The sequence below is a fragment of the Kribbella sp. NPDC051620 genome (genome assembly GCF_044453825.1).
Taxonomy (GTDB): domain Bacteria; phylum Actinomycetota; class Actinomycetes; order Propionibacteriales; family Kribbellaceae; genus Kribbella.
The window spans coordinates 620,028-635,257 of record NZ_JBITDB010000006.1; the positions used below are offsets into that span (position 1 = coordinate 620,028).

Sequence of the window (15,230 nt, forward strand, 5' to 3'; positions counted from 1 at the left end):
CGCAGCCGCTCCTTCCAGATGTGATGCAGGTCATCCTGTCGGAGCTCACCGACAAATTTCGAGCGGTTTAACGCTGTCTCAACCTTGAGCCGAGTAGGCTCAACTTTGTTGACATTGAGTCGACAACGCTCAAGTCTGCGTTCTACCGTCGCCAGATGAGCTCCACCCCAGGCATCCTCAGCCACCCGGACTTCCGCCGCCTCTGGATCGCGGACCTGCTGAGCCAGCTCGGCAGCCGCCTCGGCATGATGGCCGCTCCCCTGCTCGCTCTCCTCACGCTGGACGCCTCCACGCTCCAGGTCTCGCTCCTGCGCACCAGCGAGACGGCTGCGTGGCTAGTACTTGGGCTGTTCGCAGGTGCCTGGGTCGACCGCGTCCGCTGCTTGCCAGTGCTCGTCGCCGCGGACCTCGGGCGGGCGGTGCTGCTCGGGTCGATTCCGATCGCCGCCTGGTTCGGAGTACTGACTCTTGCTCAGCTGTACGTCGTACTGGCGCTGGCTGGGCTGTTGACGGTGCTGTTCGATGTCGCGCACAGCTCCTATCCGCCGCGGCTGCTCGCGCCTGAGCAACTGCTGCCAGGCAATGCGAGGCTGGCAGCCAACCACTCGGTCGCTGCCGTGGTGGGAGCGGGTGCGGGCGGGTTCCTCGTCCAGTGGTTGAGTGCGGCCGTCACGCTCGGGCTCGACGCGCTCAGCTTCGTATGGTCCGCGATCTGGCTCCGCTCGATCCGTACGCCGGAACCGCGCCCGACGCCGGCCGAGCGGCCGAACCTGCGACGGGAGATCGGTGAGGGGCTGAGGTACGTGTTCACGCATCCGCTGCTGCGGCCGATCGCCTTGAACCAGACCACCACGATGCTGTTCCAGGCGGCCAACGGCGCGGTGATGATCGTGTTCCTGGTCAGGGAGATCCACCTGTCGCCCAGCCTGATCGGCGTACTCAGCATGACCGGCCTACTAGGCGCCCTGGCCGCCTCCTGGTTCACCGAACGCCTCAGCACTCGAATCGGCGACGCCCGGGCGCTGGTGCTCGGGTCAGTAGCGATCGGGGTCGCCTTCACCCTGCAGGCGCTGACCACTCCCGGCTGGGGCCTGGCCTGGTACGTCCTAGGCACTCTCCTGGCGGCCATCGGCATCATCGTCAGCTACATCGTCGCCATCAGCGCCCGCCAACGCTTCTGCCCACCCGACCTCCAAGGCCGGGTAAGCGCCACCATGTCCTTCGTCAGCTGGGGCGCAGCCCCCATAGGCAGCCTCCTCGGCGGCCTGACCGCCACCGCCATCGGCCTCCGTCCCACGTTGGTACTAGCCGGGCTGGCCACCTTGCTCGGCTCAGCCTGGCTTTTCTTCTCGCCCCTTCGAACCCTTCGGACGATTCCGGAGGTCAGTCGGAGGTGATTTGGGCGCTGCCGACCAAGACCTCTACGTCGAGGGCGGCTCGGCCTCGGCCTATTTCTACGTCCTTGGACTGGCCGGAGACTGCGCCGGTCCAGGAGACTCGGCCCAGTTGGGCTTCGGTGTGGACGCGGACGTCGGAGCCTCGGCGGAGGGTGACGTTGGCGGAGCCGGACTCGACGCGGACGCGGGAGCGGCCCTTGGTGATCTGGGCGTCGAGGGTGGCGGTACCGGCCTGGACGAGCAGGTCGATCGGGCCGTCGACGTCGGTGACCTTCGCAGTACCGGCGGTGACGCGGACGCGGGACAGGCCGGGGAGGCGTTCGGCGGTGACGCTGCCGCCGGTCACCTCGATCTCCACCTCGAGCATCGGGTTCACCCGGATGGACAGCTCCTTGGCGAACCCGTTCACGTGCGACTTGAGGTCCGTGGGGTTCCGCAGCATGCTCAGACCGTCGATCGAGACCCCCATGTCGCCTTCGCTGTTGATCGCCAGCGTGTCGCCGTCGCGCTTGATCACATGCGGCCCATCCACAGCAACCCCAGTCACCGCAGGCTCCCCGATCAACCGCACCCGCCGCCCGATCGCCCGGATCGTCACCCGCCGCACCCCGGACGGCACCACCAGATCACTGTGCAACGCCTCCTTCTCAACAAGCGGCTCTGCGGCAGGCGCAGTCACCGGCTCAGCAGCCGGCTTGGCGGCAGCAGGCTTGACGGCAGCAGCCGGCTCGGCGGCGGCCGTCGGCTCGGAGGCCGGCTCGGCTGCAGCGGCAGGCTCGGTCGCAGCCGCTGGCTCGGGGACAACGGTCGGCTCGGCGGCGACAGTCGGCTCGGTGGCGACAGTCGGCTCGGTGGCGGCCGTCGGCTCGGTGGCGGCCGTCGGCTCGGGGGCCGGTGCTGCCTCCGGTACTACGGCAGCGTCGTCCACCACGCTCCCCTCGCCCTCGGAGGCGGCGGCCGCGTGCTTCGGAGAGCCGTTGGAGGCAGGAGTGTCGACAACCTCGGCCCACACAGACGACGAAGGCGAGTCATCCCCGCCCGCAGGAGCCGAGTCGGCGGGGGCCGCAGAGCCGGCGGGCGCCGAGTCCGCGGGAGCTGAGTCGGTGGGGGCGGAGTTGGTGGAAGCGGAGTTGGTGGAAGCGGAGTTGGTGGGGGATGGGGAGTTGGTGGGGAGGGCAGCGATCAGGGTCGCGGCTTCTTCGGTGGTGAGGTGGCCGGCGGCGACTCGGTCGAGGATGGTTCGGACCCGTCGGTCGTAGTCGCTCTGGTTGCTCTGATCGCTCATACCCCCAGTCCAGCACCCAGAAGGTCCGAAACCAATCGGGGATCGCCCCGAACTCCCCCGCCCACCCCCTGAACACCACCACCCACCCGACACCCGAAGGCCGCCCCACACCCCCGCAACACCCCACCGACTGCTCGCAGCTGGGCGCCAACACCGCCGCGCTCGGCGATCGGAGGGTCAGGTGGTGGCTCCGCCGGGGTCGGTGGGTGGGGGTGGATGCTGGCACCGGCGCGGTGGGTGGGGATGGGTGGGTGGTGGCATCACCGGGCTGGGTGGGGTGGGTTAGGGGGCTGGGTGGAAGGTGGTGGTGATTGTTTGTAGGAGGGGGCGGCTGGCGGTCCAGCGGGAGTCGGGGGTGGACCAGTAGATGCCGTAGGCCTGGTGGGGGCTGGTGATGACGCCTCGGTTCAGGACGTGTTGGCGGGCGCCGCTTTTGACTGTGTAGGTGAATTCCCAGTCGGCGGCTTTCTGGAAGTAGTTCACTGCTTCCAGGCGGATTCGGCGGTACTGCGGGTAGCCGGCGCGGCGGGACTTCTCCTGTTGTTGCCAGTCGGCGACCGGGTCGGGCTTCGGCTCGTCGGTCTGGTCGATGAGGAGGAAGCGGGATCCGCCGGGCTCACGGAAGTAGACGCGGCCGTTTTCGCGGCTGACGGTCCAGTTCCGCGGTACCAGCACCGAGAACCCGGTCGGGTCGTTGTGGCGTTCGAAGCCGGCCGGTACCACGGCGCCGCTCGGTTGAGCTGTGGGCCGAGTCGGGGGCTGCGTTGCAGGCGTTGTGGGTCGGGTGGAGGGAACTGAAGATGACGACGGGGCGCTGGTCGCGGGCTTGCTGCTCTTGGCAGACGCGGTTGGCGTGTTGCGCGGGGCTGTGCCGCTGGGGATCGCGGTAGGCGTCGTGGATGCGCCTGGGTGCCGGCTCTGGTTGTTGTCGCCGTCTGGGCCGAAGACGGCCCAGGCTCCGAGAGCCGCAGCCACCAATAGACAAGCTGCCGCGATAGCGAGCGCTCTGGCCTGTCGCCCACCCGTGGACTTCGGCGGGGACGGCGAGGCGGCCGCAGGTGGCCGGTCGGCCGGGGACAACGGATCGACCTCAGGTGGCGGGCCGGCTGCAGATGGCAGCTCGGCCGCAGATGGCAGCTCGGCCGCAATTGGCGGGTCGGCAGCAGGTGGGGTCTCGGGCGAAGGTGGCGGGGCGGCTGGTTTGGTCGGCTTCGAAGGGACGGTCGGCGTCGGCGGGACGACGGGCGGGTGGGGGTTCGAGACGGCTGGTAGGGCGGAGAGGACTCGGGTGCCTTGGCCGCGATCCGAGGCCGGTGCTGGTGCCGGTACCGGCTGTGGGCGTGGGGGCACGCTAGGGCTAGGCGCAGCAGCGGCTTGCAGTAGTAGGCGGCGGGCTGACGCGGCGTTGAGGCGGTCGGCGGGGTTCTTGCGCAGCAGCCCTTCTATGGCCGGCCACAGCGGCCCGGCTCGACGCGGCGGGTCCGGTGGCTCGGTCACGGCAGCGGTCAGCGTGGTGAGCGGAGTATCCCGGTCATGCGGCGGCCGCCCCTCGACTGCCGTGTAGAGCGTCGCCCCAAGCGACCACAGGTCGGATTCAGGTCCCGCCCCTTTTGCCTGCACGCGCTCAGGCGCTATGTACGCCGGTGAGCCAACCAGCGCCCCCGACTGGGTAAGGGCGGTTTCGCCTTCCAGCGTTGCAATCCCGAAGTCCGTCAACACCACCCGACCATCGTCGGCGAGCAGCACATTGCTCGGCTTCACGTCGCGATGCAGTACCCCGGCCGGATGCGCCGCCTCCAGCGCGGCCAGTACCTGCAACCCGATCCTCGCCACCCGCTGATACGGCAGCGGGCCGTCCTGCCGCAGCGTGTCGGCCAGCGTGCGGGACCTGACGAACTCCATCACGATCCACGGCCGCCCCTCCTCCTCGACCACGTCGTACACGGCGACGACGTTCGGGTCGCTCAGGCGGGCGGCCGATCGCGCCTCGCGGAGCGTCCGGCGACGGAGCATGTCGCGGTCCGGATCGGAGAGTTCGGGCGGCAACACGATCTCCTTGATCGCCACCTCTCGGTGAAGCACCTCGTCCCGGGCATGCCAGACCTTCCCCATGCCGCCGCGACCCAGCAGGCCGAGCAGCCGGTACCGCCCTGCCAGGAGACGCCCCTCCGGCTCTTCACTGCGCATCCGCCACCAGTGCCCAGCCCAGGCCGGCCACAACCACATCAGCCCCAACCACCGGCCACAACCACCCAGCCCCAACCACCGGCGGACGCAGCAGTGCGGGCCCCGGCGGAGTAGCCCGGGACCCGCACTGTTCATATGTGACTCAGGCGGCCGGAGTCATCTCCTCATCCGCCAGTTCTTTCTGTACTGCGTCCAGCTCAGCCAACTCAGCAGCCTCGGCCGCCCGCCGCGCCCCCAGCCCCCGCAGGCCGAGGAATCCGATCAGCGTGCCGAGGATGGTGATCCCCGTGACGACGACCAGCGCCGGCTTGTACGCCGAGAGCATCCCGCTCGGCGCCGTGACGCCGTGCGACTGGCTGCCGATCACCGCGGTGGTGATGGCCAGCACGATCGCCCCGCCGACCTGCGCCGACGTGTTGAACAGACCCGACGCGAGCCCCTGCTCGTTGTCGTCGACCCCGTTGGTCGCCTGCATGTTCAGCGCCGGGAAGGTGATCGCGAAGCCCAGGCCGATCAGCACGATCGTCGGCAGCACAGTTCCGAAGTAGTCCGACGACTGCCCGATCCGCAGGAAGAGCGCGTAGCCGACGACGAACAGCCCCATGCCCGCCGCGACCATCCGCTCGGTACCGATCCGGTCGGCCACCTTGCCGGCGTTCGGCGACAGGAAGGCGACGATCAGGCCGGCCGGCAGGAAGCCGAGGGCCGTCTCCAGCGACGACCAGCCAAGCAGGTTCTGCAGGTAGAGCGTGCCGATGAACTGGAAGGACACGTACGCCCCGAACACCGTCATGATCGCGAGGTTCGCGTTGCGCAGATTGGCCTGCTTGAAGATGCCGAGCCGGACCAGCGGGTGCTTGGTCTTCAGCTCGATCAGCACGAAGGAGGCCAGCAGAACCGCAGCGAGCACGAACAGCCCGATGGTGCGGAAGGAGACCCAGCCGGCCCCTTCAGCGCCGACGACGGCGAAGACCAGCGACAACATGCCGGCCGTGACAGTGACGGCACCCGGTACGTCGTACCCGCCGGCGCTCTCGTCCCGCGGGCTGTTCGGGATCAGCTTGAGCGCGAACAGCAGCACGATCAGCGCGACCGGGCCAGGCATCAGGAAGGTCCAGCGCCAGCCGACCTCGGTCAGCAAGCCGCCGAGGATCAGGCCCATCGAGAAGCCGCTGGCGGCGCAGGTGGTGAAGACACTGAGGGCGCGGTTGCGATCCGGGCCCTCGTGGAAGGTGGTGGTGATGATCGAGAGCGCGGCCGGCGCGGTGAACGCGGCGGCGATGCCCTTCACGAACCGCGCGGCGATGAGCAGTTCGGGGTTGGTGGCCAGGGAACTCAGCATCGAGACCACGGCGAAGACGGCGAGCGCGATCAGGAAGACGCGGCGACGGCCGAGCAGGTCGGCCGTGCGGCCACCGAGCAGCAGGAACCCTCCGTACCCGAGCACGTAGCCGGTGACGACCCATTGCAGGGAGGAGAGCGAGACGCCCAGGTCGGCGCCGATGGACGGCAGCGACATACCGACCATGGACACGTCCAGGCCGTCGAGGAAGATCACGCCGCAGACCACGAGCAGTGCGCCCCACAGGCGCGCGTCCCAGGTCAGGCGATCCGGAGTTGTGGTGTGCGTTGTTGTGTGTGTCACGAGAAGAGAGCATTGCATGCACCTGCATCTAATGTCTACTCATTAATTGCGGTTGCATTGAATGCAGATGCATGATAACGTCGCCTCCATGACCGAGACGAAGGTCAGCGCTGAGACTGGTGAAGTCAGCGCCGATGTCCGCATCTGGCGCGAGCTGTTGGCTCGACACGCCGATATCGGCTGTGCGCTCGATCGCGAGCTGCAGCAGCACGGACTGGGCATGAGTGAGTACGAGGTGCTCGAGCGGCTCGCCGAGCTCCCCGAGCAGTCCGCGAAGGTCCAGACGATCGCCAAGTCGGTCCACCTGAGCCAGAGCGCGCTGTCCCGGGTGATCGGCCGGCTGGAGTCCGCCGGCCTGGTCGAGCGGTTGATGTGCCACGAGGATCGCCGCGCGGTCAACGTGAAGCTCACCGACGAAGGCCTGCTCCGGCAGACCGAGGCAGCACCGACGCACCGCCGAGTGCTGGCCGAGCGCCTGCACTCCCCGCTGCTCAAGTCGTGCGAGCCGCTCTAGTGCCCTGAGCCCGAAGTTGTTTGACAGTGGGCGGTGTTCAGGTGCGTGCATCGCGGTGGCGGAGAAGCGGCCTCGATGTTTTTCCATCGTGGCCGTTTCTCCGCTGCCGCGAGGTGCGTGCCTGGGCGCCGCCCACGTCAAAGAACTTCGGGCTCAGGGCACGAGCTACTCCCGTACCGCGCCCTCCAGCATCCCCGCGATGAAATGGCGCTGCAGGAACGCGTACACCAGTACCACCGGTGTGCCCACGATGACCGCGCCGGCCGCGAGCAATGTGAAGCCGGACGTGTACTGCCCGGAGAAGAAAGCCAGCCCCAGCGGCGCGGTCCGCAGCGACTCGCTCGTCACCATCACCAGCGGGATCAGGAACTCGTTCCACGTCCACATGAACACCAGCACGACCAACGTCACCAGCGCAGGACGCGCGGGCGGCACCAGTACCGCCCACAAGGTCCGCCAATGCCCCGCACCGTCCAGCCGCGCAGCCTCCACCAGCGACCGGCTCGACGACCGGAAGTACGCCCGCATCCAAAAGGTGCCAAAGGCAACCGATTGCGCGACCTGCGGCAACGCGACGGCCCAGAACGTGTCGGTCAGCCCGAGCGAGCGAAGATCGAAGTACAGCGGAACCACGATCGCCTCGGTCGGCATCATGATGCCGAGCAGGAACAGGTAGAACAGCACCCCTGCGCCGCGGAACCGCATCGTCCCGAACGCGTAGCCGCTCAAGATCGACAGCAGCACACTCACCACGACCACGAAAACCGAGACGGCCAAGCTGGTGCGCAGATAGCTGCCGAAGTGCCCGATCTCCCAGGCCTTCCCGAAGTTGCCGAACCCGCTGGACCCACTTCCGCCGTCGTCGGGCCCCAAGGCAGAGACCAGGATCGTCACGATCGGACCGAGCGCGAACAGCCCGAAGACCGCCAGCAGCAGGTAGTTGCCGACCCGCTCGGCCAACGGCGCCCTCACGCCGTACTCCGATCCGCCAACCGGTTGACGCCCAGCGTGATCACGAAGATCAGCACCGTCAGGCACACCCCGACTGCCGCCGCCGAACCGACCTGCCCGAGCTCGAAGGCCCGGTGATACACCTCGTACGACGGAACGCTGGTCGACGTCCCCGGTCCCCCACTCGTCGTCACGTAGACGAGGTCGAAGGTCCGTAGCGCCGCGATCACCGTCAACGTCACTGCGACCGCGATCTCACCCCGTACGGCCGGCAGTACCACCGCGAAGAACTCGGCCACCGCCCCGGCCCCGTCGAGCCGCGCCGCCTCGTAACGCTCAGCCGGAATCCGCGCCATCCCCGCCAGCAGCAACACGGTCACCAACCCGGTCTCGAACCACGTCCCGATCACCCCGACGGCCGGCAAGGCGAACGTGTAGTCCCCCAGCCACCCGCGAGCAACCGAGTCGAGCCCAACAGCACGCAGTACGTCGTTCAGCGGCCCGTCCGGCGCGTAGATGTGCCGCCACGACACCGCGACGACAACCATCGCGATCACCTGCGGCAGGAACACGACGGTCCGGAAGAACCCCAGCCCGCGAACCCGAGCCCGCTGCAGCACCGACGCCAGCGCCAGCCCGATCACCACCGGAAGTACCGAATAGAAGACGATCAGCACCAGCGCATGCCCGAAGGCCGCCCGCAGCCCGCCGTCCGCGATCACGTCGGCATAGTTGCTCAGGCCAACGAATTTCCCGAGCGTGATCCCGTTCCACTCGAACAGCGACAAGTGCACAGCCCGCCCGAGCGGATAGAGCAGGAACGCCGCGTAGACGAGAAAAGCAGGCAGGATGTAGAGGTAGCCGATCTTGCGCGGCTCGCCGGGCGGTGAACTCACTTTCCGGCGAACTTGCTGTAGTCGGCCTCGAGCTTGTCGACGAACTGCGCCGGAGTCGCCTTCTTCGCCAGCAGGTCCTGGAGTGCGGCGCCGAGCGTGTCGTACATCGTCGGCGTCGCGTAGTCGAGATACGGGACCAGGCCTTCCTTGCCCACCGCCGTCCCGAAGGCGTTGAAAATGTCGGCGGCAAGCCCAGCCGGAGCCTGCTGCGCCGAGGTGTCCGCGATCGGCAGGTTGCCCGTGCTGGTCAGCACCTTCATCGCGTCCGGGCTGGTGATGAAGTTGATGTACGCCGCGGCCGCGTCCGGGTTCTTCGCCTTGTTGGTCACGGCAAACGGCAACCCGGTACCACCGGTGACGACCGGCTTCTCATCGGCCGACGCACCAGGCGGGAGCATGAAGCCGACCTTGTCGCCGAGCGCCTTCTGCAGATCGGCCTGCAACCAGGTACCGGCGATCAGGAAGACGCCCTTGCCCTTGCCGAAGTCCTGCCAGGCCGGGTCGTACCCCTGCCCGTTGAAGCCCTGGTTGAAGTAGCCCTTGTCCACCCAGGACACCAAGGTCTCGGCAGCCTTCGTGTTCTCCGCCGTCTTCCACGAAGCACCGGCCCGCCCGAAGGCCAGCGTGGTGATCTGCTCGGCCGGCACCAGCTTGTCCTGCACCGTGCCGAAGACGTGGATGGCCGGCCACTTGTCGAGGTTGCCGAACTGCATCGGCACCTCACCGGCCGCCTTCGCCTTGCCCAGCGCGTTCTCGAAGTCGGCCCAGGTCTTGGGCGGCTCGATCCCGAGCGCGGCCAGCTTGGTCTTGTTGTAGTAGATCCCGACGACCTCGCCGACCTGCGGCATGCCGTAGAGGTTGCCCTCGCCGAAGGTCTTGCCGTCCGCCGAGTACCGCGAATACTGCAGTACCGAGGCCGGGTACCGGCTCTTCCAGTTGTACGCGTCCGCCCACTTGTCCAGCGGCACGAGCTGCCCGGCCTTGACGAACTCACCCATGTCCGAGCGCCCATTGTTGGCCTGTACTACGTCCGGCGCGTCGTTGCCGGTCAGCGCGAGCCGCAGGGTGGTCTTGAGGTCGTCGAAGGACCGCGAGACCCGCTTGAGCTTGATGTTCGGGTACTTCGCCTGGAACTGCTTGTTCAGCTCGGCCATCTGGGCCGCCTGCCCGCCACGGACCTCCTGGTCCCAGACGGTCAGCGACACGTCCCCCAGCGCGCCGGCGTCGGTCTTCACCGAGCTCGGCGCACTCGCACCGCCACTCGGGTTGTCGGAGCCCGGAGTACAGGCTGCCGTGAGCAACAAAGCTGCAGTGGCCAGTGCGACGACCTTCACAGGGGGCTCCTTCTAGTTCAGGGTGTACGTGTAGCCGTTGGCGCTCAGACTCGCCAGTACCCGTGAGCGATGGTCCTCACCGCGGGTCTCGAGCTGCAACGCGACCTCGACCTCGTCCAGGTTGAGCGTTTCCGAGATGCGCTCGTGCAGCACCTCGATGATGTTGGCATCCACCTCGGCGAGCCGGCCGAGCAACGTCGCCAGCCCGCCCGGGGTGTCGGGGATGCGGACCCGCAGGGACATGTATCGGCCGGCTGCCGCCATGCCGTGCCTGATGACCCGCATCAGCAGCAGCGGGTCGATGTTGCCGCCGGACAGCACCACGACGACCGGCGGCTTGAACCGCTTGGGGTCATCCAGCACCGCGGCGACGGCAGCCGCACCAGCCGGCTCGACGACCAGTTTGGCGCGTTCGAGCACCAGCAGGAGTGCCTTCGACAACGAGTCCTCGTCGACCGTCAGTACGCCGCTCACGTGCTGCTTGATCGCGCTGAACGGGACGTCGCCCGGCAGCCCGACGGCGATCCCGTCCGCCATCGTCGCCATCTTGTCGAGCTGCACCGGCATACCGGCTTCGAGCGAGGCCGGGTACGCCGCCGCGCCCTTGGCCTGTACGCCGACGACCTCGATCGGCATCCCGTCGCGCTGCATCGCGAGCGCGATCCCGGCGATCAGGCCGCCGCCACCGGTCGGTACGACGACTGTCCGCACCTGCGGGCACTGCTCGACGATCTCCAGCCCGGTGGTCGCCTGCCCGGCGACGATGTCGCGATGGTCGAACGGGTGAATCAGGATCGCACCCGTCGCCGCCTCGAACTCCCGCGCCGCGACCAGGCAGTCGTCGATCGACGTACCGACGAAGCGGATGTCCGCGCCGTACGCCCGGGTGGCCTTCTCCTTGGGGATCGGCGCGCCGTATGGCATGAACACCGTCGCCTTGATGCCGAGCAACTGGGCCGCGAGCGCGACGCCCTGCGCGTGGTTGCCCGCGCTCGCCGCGACGACGCCGAGCGCCCGCTCCTTCTTGGACAGCCGTGCCATCCGGACGTACGCGCCACGCAGCTTGAACGAGCCGGTCCGCTGCAGGTTCTCGCACTTGAGGAACACGTCGCCACCGACCAGGTCGCTCAACCATCGCGAGTACTCCAGCGGGGTCGGCGCCACCACGTCGTGCAGCAGATCCGCTGCCCTGGCAATCTCAGCCGCAGTGATGCTCACGCCATCCACACTAAGCGCGAGACGACGTTGCGGGTGCTTATTTACCCGGCTGGGCCGCGTCTTGTAGTTGCTTGAGGCGGGTGACGAGCCCGGAACGTACCGGTCGGTCGAGTTCGTCCTCCCAGGGCGGGATCCCCCGGGTGCCGCGGCGGAAGGCGTAGTACGCAAGGGCGTCGGTGAGGGCGCGTTCGCGCAGGTAGAACATCGCCATCGTGGCGTTGCGCTCGCCGCCGGGCAACCGGCCGAAGGAGGCGTTGGCGACGAAGATGCCGAAGCCCTGGAAGACCGCGAGCAGATCGGTCAGCGACTCCTGGTCGGGCCGGTCCGCGGTGATCCGGCCCTCGCCGATCAGCAGCTCATGACCGATCTCGTGGGCGAAGTTCGCGACCAGCACCGACGGCTCACCGAGCAGCCGCCGACTGGTGTAGACGGTGTTGCGGTTCCGGCCCGGCACCCACAGCCCGAAGCGCAGCCGGGTGGCGCCGGCCAGCTCCCGTTGCGCCCTGGTCCGGATCACGCCCGGGTCGATGTCATCCAGGTCGAAGCGCAGCACGAGCCGGCCGGGAGGTACTCCCATCCGCTCCCGGACCTTCTCGAACAACCTCCGGCCCGCCGCCTCGGAGCCGTCGTACGTGGCGGGGACGAAGACGGACGGCCGGACGATCGGACGGTTGAACACCTCGGAGCCGAACTGCTCGATGAGCCACTCCATCGAGCCCTCGATCCACTGCTCCTGGCCGCCGGGCAGCTCTTGCAGAGGCACCCTGAGCTGCTCCAGCAAGGCGAGCTGATCCTTGATCCGGCGCATCCGCGCTCTGAATGCCTTGAACATCCTGATCAGACGCAGGCCGTGCCCGATCGGTTGCAGTCAGCTACTGCCGGCGATAAATCCATGGGCCGCTAACCACTCGCCAGCTACGCTGCGGACGGTGACAGGAGGTGCTGTGAGAGTCACGGCCGTAGTTGTGCATCCGGACGACGAATCCCTGCTGGTACTGCCCTCTGGGCTTCCCGAAGTATCGGTCGCCGATGAGTTCTGGTTCTTCGATGTCGAGGCCCCGGTCCGGGCGCTGCGCGAGCAACTGGGGATCGAGGCTTGCGTGCTGACCTGTCTCGACAGCCAGCCGGGCGGAACGTCCTACCTGATGCTGAGCCTCGACGCCCTTCCTGTCGGCGCTCGATGGGTGGCGGCCTTCGATCACCCGCTGGTCGAGGCCGCGCGCGCACACCTCGCGCTACCCGCCGATGCTCCCGTGACGCCAGCCTGGACCAAGCCCGGCTGGTACGCCGAGGCGCTGCCGTGGATCGATGAGCACCTGACCGCGGCCGGTACTCCGCGGACCGGCGTCCCGGCTCAGGTGCGGTCGTGGGGGTTGTCGAACGTACTGCGCTGCCCGACCAGCAAGGGCGACGTGTACTTCAAGGCGCTTGCCCATTCGAGTACGGTCCGGCCGGCCCGGGCCGATGCGCTGCCGCTGCTGTTCGCGCATGAGCCGCTGCTGCTCCAGAAACTCTCCGAGGCCCGGCCGGGCGAAGTACCGGCTCCGCTGGCGATCGACCAGGAGCGGGCCTGGATGCTGCTGCCTGATCTCGGTCCGCCGCTGGCTGCCGAGACCGACGTCTCCTTGTGGATGGACTCGTTGCGGGGTCATGCGCGGTTGCAGCGCGGCTTCGCGGATCAGGCGGAGCGGCTGCTGTCGTTCAGCTGTGTCGATCGCCGGCTGACCGTACTGGACAGCGAACTCGACCGGCTCTTCGGACCGAACCCGGCGACCGGGCAACTGGAGCCCGCCGAGCGCGCGAAGCTTCCGCGCCGCGCCGATCAGTTGCGCGAGGCAATCAATGAACTGGCGGCGATCGGGATCCCGGAGACGCTCCTGCACGGCGATCTGCATCCGCGCAATCTGGCCGTCCGCGACGGTACCGTGCTCGCCTTCGACTGGACCGACGCGGCGGTGGCGCACCCGTTCCTCGACCTGGTCACCTTCATCGAGAAGCGATCGCCGATCTCGACCGATACACGCGTGAAGGACGCCTACCTGGCTGAGTGGGAAGCGTATGCGTCGCCCGCTGCGCTGCGCCGCGCACTAGAGCTGGCAGAAGAGCTCGGCGCGCTCCACCAGGTGATGACCTCGCTGCATCTGTCCGATCATGTGTCGAGGCTGACCGCCGAGTCGATGGTCCGCGGTGCCACCTTCTGGCTGCGCAGGCTGGTTACTTGAGCAGGAGTTTGCCCAGGCGGCGAGAAGCGACGTACATCCCGGCGGTGCCCATCACTGCGAGGTACAACGCGTTGATGAGCAGGGTCCAGGTGACCGTGCCGGTGGTGAGCGCACGTTCGAGCGCGACGCCCTGGTAGAGCGGGGTGATCTCGACGAGCCAGCGGATGGAGGCCGGGTAGGTCTCGACCGGGTAGAAGGTCGCCGAGAACAGGAACATCGGCATCGTCGCGAGCTGGACGAACTCGAAGTCCTGCCAGCTTCGCATGAACGTGGTCAGCGCCATCCCCGCGCCCGCGAACGCATAGCCGAGCAGCACCGACACCGGCAGCGCGAGCAACGCCCACCACGACTGGATCAGCCCGAGCACGAGCATCACCAGGATGAACATCGCCGAGTAGCAGGCACCGCGCAGCAGCGCCCAGCTCACCTCGCCGGTCGCGACGTCCCACGGTCGCAGCGGAGTCGCCAGCATCGAGTCGTACAGCCGGGCGTACTTCATCCGGAAGAAGATGTTGTACGTCGAGTGGAAGATCGCGCCGTTCATCGCCGAACTGGCAAGCATCGCGGGCGCGACGAAAGCGGCATACCCGATCCTGGTGCCGTCGGCCAGCGTGAAGTCGCCGACCAGTTGGGCCACGCCGATGCCGATCGAGAGCAAGTAGAAGACCGGCTCGAAGAAGCCCGAGACGAAGACGATCCAGGATCGCCGGTAGACCAGGAAGTTGCGCTCGACCAGGGTGCGGCCGTTGCCGGGCTTGATCGGCAGCGGGACGACGCGGGCGGTCAGGGTGGCCATCAGCTGATCAGCCTCCGGGTGAAGGTGCGCACCGCGAGCCAGGTGCCGATGCCGAACCATGCCAAGAGATAGGCGACGTTGCCGACGGCCGGCAGCAGCTCGACCGTGCCGAGGCTGAGGTCACGCGACAGCTCGACGCCATGCCACAACGGGCTCAGGTAGGCGAGCCACTCGATCCAGTCCGGCAACTGGGAGACCGGGAAGAACGCGCCCGAGAACAGGAACGCCGGGATCACGCCGAACCGGAAGACCATCGAGAAGCCCGCGTCGTTGTCGAGCGTCGCCGCATACGCGCAAACCGGCGCCGAGACGGCCAGCCCGACGAGCAGGGCGACCGGCAGGCCGAGCACACCCCACCCCGTCTTCAATCCACCGAAGGCCGCGATGACGGCGACGAACACCGCGCAGGTCGTGACCACCCGGAAGGCGATGAAGGCCAGCTGCCCGAACAGCACGTCGGCCGGTCGCAGCGGCGTCGCGATCATCGAGAAGTACGTCTTGTGCCAGCGGATCCCACCCATCACCGGATAGGTCGACTCCCCCACCGCGATCTGCATCGCGGTCGCGGCGAGCAGCCCGGGCGCGATGAACTGCAGGTAGCTGACACCACCGAGCGCGCCCGTCCCGTTGTCGTCGACGAACGAGCCGAGCCCGATCCCCATCGCGGCCAGGTAGAGCAGCGGCAGCAGGAAGCTGCTGACCAGGCTGCCCTTCCAGGTGCGCTTGTAGACCGTCAGCCAGTAGTCGAACTGGCGACGGCCGTTCTCCACCGCGAGCACGGTCAT

The 15,230-nt window shown here is 68.0% G+C and carries 13 protein-coding genes; 3 read left to right on the forward strand and 10 right to left on the reverse strand.

Annotation, left to right across the window (positions count from 1 at the left end; genetic code table 11):
• Nucleotides 1–155: 155 nt before the first annotated feature.
• Entirely contained in the window at nucleotides 156–1,397 is a 1,242-nt protein-coding gene (locus ACIA12_RS32610) for an MFS transporter (protein ID WP_396371052.1), read from the forward strand.
• Here ACIA12_RS32610 and ACIA12_RS32615 read toward each other — a convergent pair.
• The 3 genes from ACIA12_RS32615 to ACIA12_RS32625 all read right to left on the reverse strand — a co-directional run bounded on the left by ACIA12_RS32615 (nucleotide 1,384) and on the right by ACIA12_RS32625 (nucleotide 6,514).
• Nucleotides 1,384–2,682: a hypothetical protein gene (locus ACIA12_RS32615; protein ID WP_396371053.1), complete on the reverse strand. Its 1,299-nt coding sequence runs from the start codon at nucleotides 2,680–2,682 to the stop codon at nucleotides 1,384–1,386. The genes ACIA12_RS32610 and ACIA12_RS32615 overlap by 14 nt on opposite strands.
• A gap of 282 nt (nucleotides 2,683–2,964) precedes the next feature.
• Nucleotides 2,965–4,869, reverse strand: coding sequence for a serine/threonine-protein kinase (locus tag ACIA12_RS32620; RefSeq protein ID WP_396371054.1), 1,905 nt, complete (start codon nucleotides 4,867–4,869; stop codon nucleotides 2,965–2,967).
• Between the two features lie 142 nt (nucleotides 4,870–5,011).
• On the reverse strand, nucleotides 5,012–6,514 hold the full coding sequence (locus ACIA12_RS32625) for an MFS transporter (RefSeq protein WP_396371055.1): 1,503 nt from the start codon (nucleotides 6,512–6,514) through the stop codon (nucleotides 5,012–5,014).
• Between the two features lie 88 nt (nucleotides 6,515–6,602).
• On the opposite strand from ACIA12_RS32625, the gene ACIA12_RS32630 reads away from it, so the two are divergent.
• On the forward strand, nucleotides 6,603–7,028 hold the full coding sequence (locus ACIA12_RS32630; protein WP_396371056.1) for a MarR family winged helix-turn-helix transcriptional regulator: 426 nt from the start codon (nucleotides 6,603–6,605) through the stop codon (nucleotides 7,026–7,028).
• A 165-nt stretch (nucleotides 7,029–7,193) separates the two neighbouring features.
• Here ACIA12_RS32630 and ACIA12_RS32635 read toward each other — a convergent pair whose 3' ends face one another.
• From ACIA12_RS32635 to ACIA12_RS32655, 5 genes are read right to left on the reverse strand one after another with little or no spacing between them, the layout of a single operon-like run.
• The gene (locus ACIA12_RS32635; protein WP_396371057.1) at nucleotides 7,194–8,000 is read right to left on the reverse strand and encodes a carbohydrate ABC transporter permease; all 807 of its coding nucleotides are present in this window, start codon (nucleotides 7,998–8,000) and stop codon (nucleotides 7,194–7,196) included.
• Nucleotides 7,997–8,875: a carbohydrate ABC transporter permease gene (locus ACIA12_RS32640; RefSeq protein ID WP_396371059.1), complete on the reverse strand. Its 879-nt coding sequence runs from the start codon at nucleotides 8,873–8,875 to the stop codon at nucleotides 7,997–7,999. The genes ACIA12_RS32635 and ACIA12_RS32640 overlap by 4 nt, the downstream gene beginning before the upstream one ends.
• Nucleotides 8,872–10,209, reverse strand: coding sequence for an extracellular solute-binding protein (locus tag ACIA12_RS32645; RefSeq protein WP_396371061.1), 1,338 nt, complete (start codon nucleotides 10,207–10,209; stop codon nucleotides 8,872–8,874). The genes ACIA12_RS32640 and ACIA12_RS32645 overlap by 4 nt, the downstream gene beginning before the upstream one ends.
• A 12-nt stretch (nucleotides 10,210–10,221) precedes the next feature.
• Entirely contained in the window at nucleotides 10,222–11,427 is a 1,206-nt protein-coding gene (ilvA, locus tag ACIA12_RS32650; protein ID WP_396371062.1) for a threonine ammonia-lyase, read from the reverse strand.
• A gap of 37 nt (nucleotides 11,428–11,464) precedes the next feature.
• Nucleotides 11,465–12,259, reverse strand: a complete 795-nt coding sequence (locus ACIA12_RS32655; protein WP_396371063.1) for a hypothetical protein — start codon at nucleotides 12,257–12,259, stop codon at nucleotides 11,465–11,467.
• 112 nt (nucleotides 12,260–12,371) lie between these two features.
• On the opposite strand from ACIA12_RS32655, the gene ACIA12_RS32660 reads away from it, so the two are divergent.
• The gene (locus ACIA12_RS32660) at nucleotides 12,372–13,649 is read left to right on the forward strand and encodes a phosphotransferase (RefSeq protein ID WP_396371064.1); all 1,278 of its coding nucleotides are present in this window, start codon (nucleotides 12,372–12,374) and stop codon (nucleotides 13,647–13,649) included.
• Here ACIA12_RS32660 and ACIA12_RS32665 read toward each other — a convergent pair.
• Entirely contained in the window at nucleotides 13,642–14,445 is an 804-nt protein-coding gene (locus tag ACIA12_RS32665) for an ABC transporter permease (protein WP_396371065.1), read from the reverse strand. The two genes, ACIA12_RS32660 and ACIA12_RS32665, sit on opposite strands and share 8 nt — an antisense overlap.
• Nucleotides 14,445–15,230 carry an ABC transporter permease gene (locus ACIA12_RS32670; RefSeq protein ID WP_396371066.1) on the reverse strand — a complete coding sequence of 262 codons (786 nt, stop codon included), beginning with the start codon at nucleotides 15,228–15,230 and terminating at the stop codon, nucleotides 14,445–14,447. The genes ACIA12_RS32665 and ACIA12_RS32670 overlap by 1 nt, the downstream gene beginning before the upstream one ends.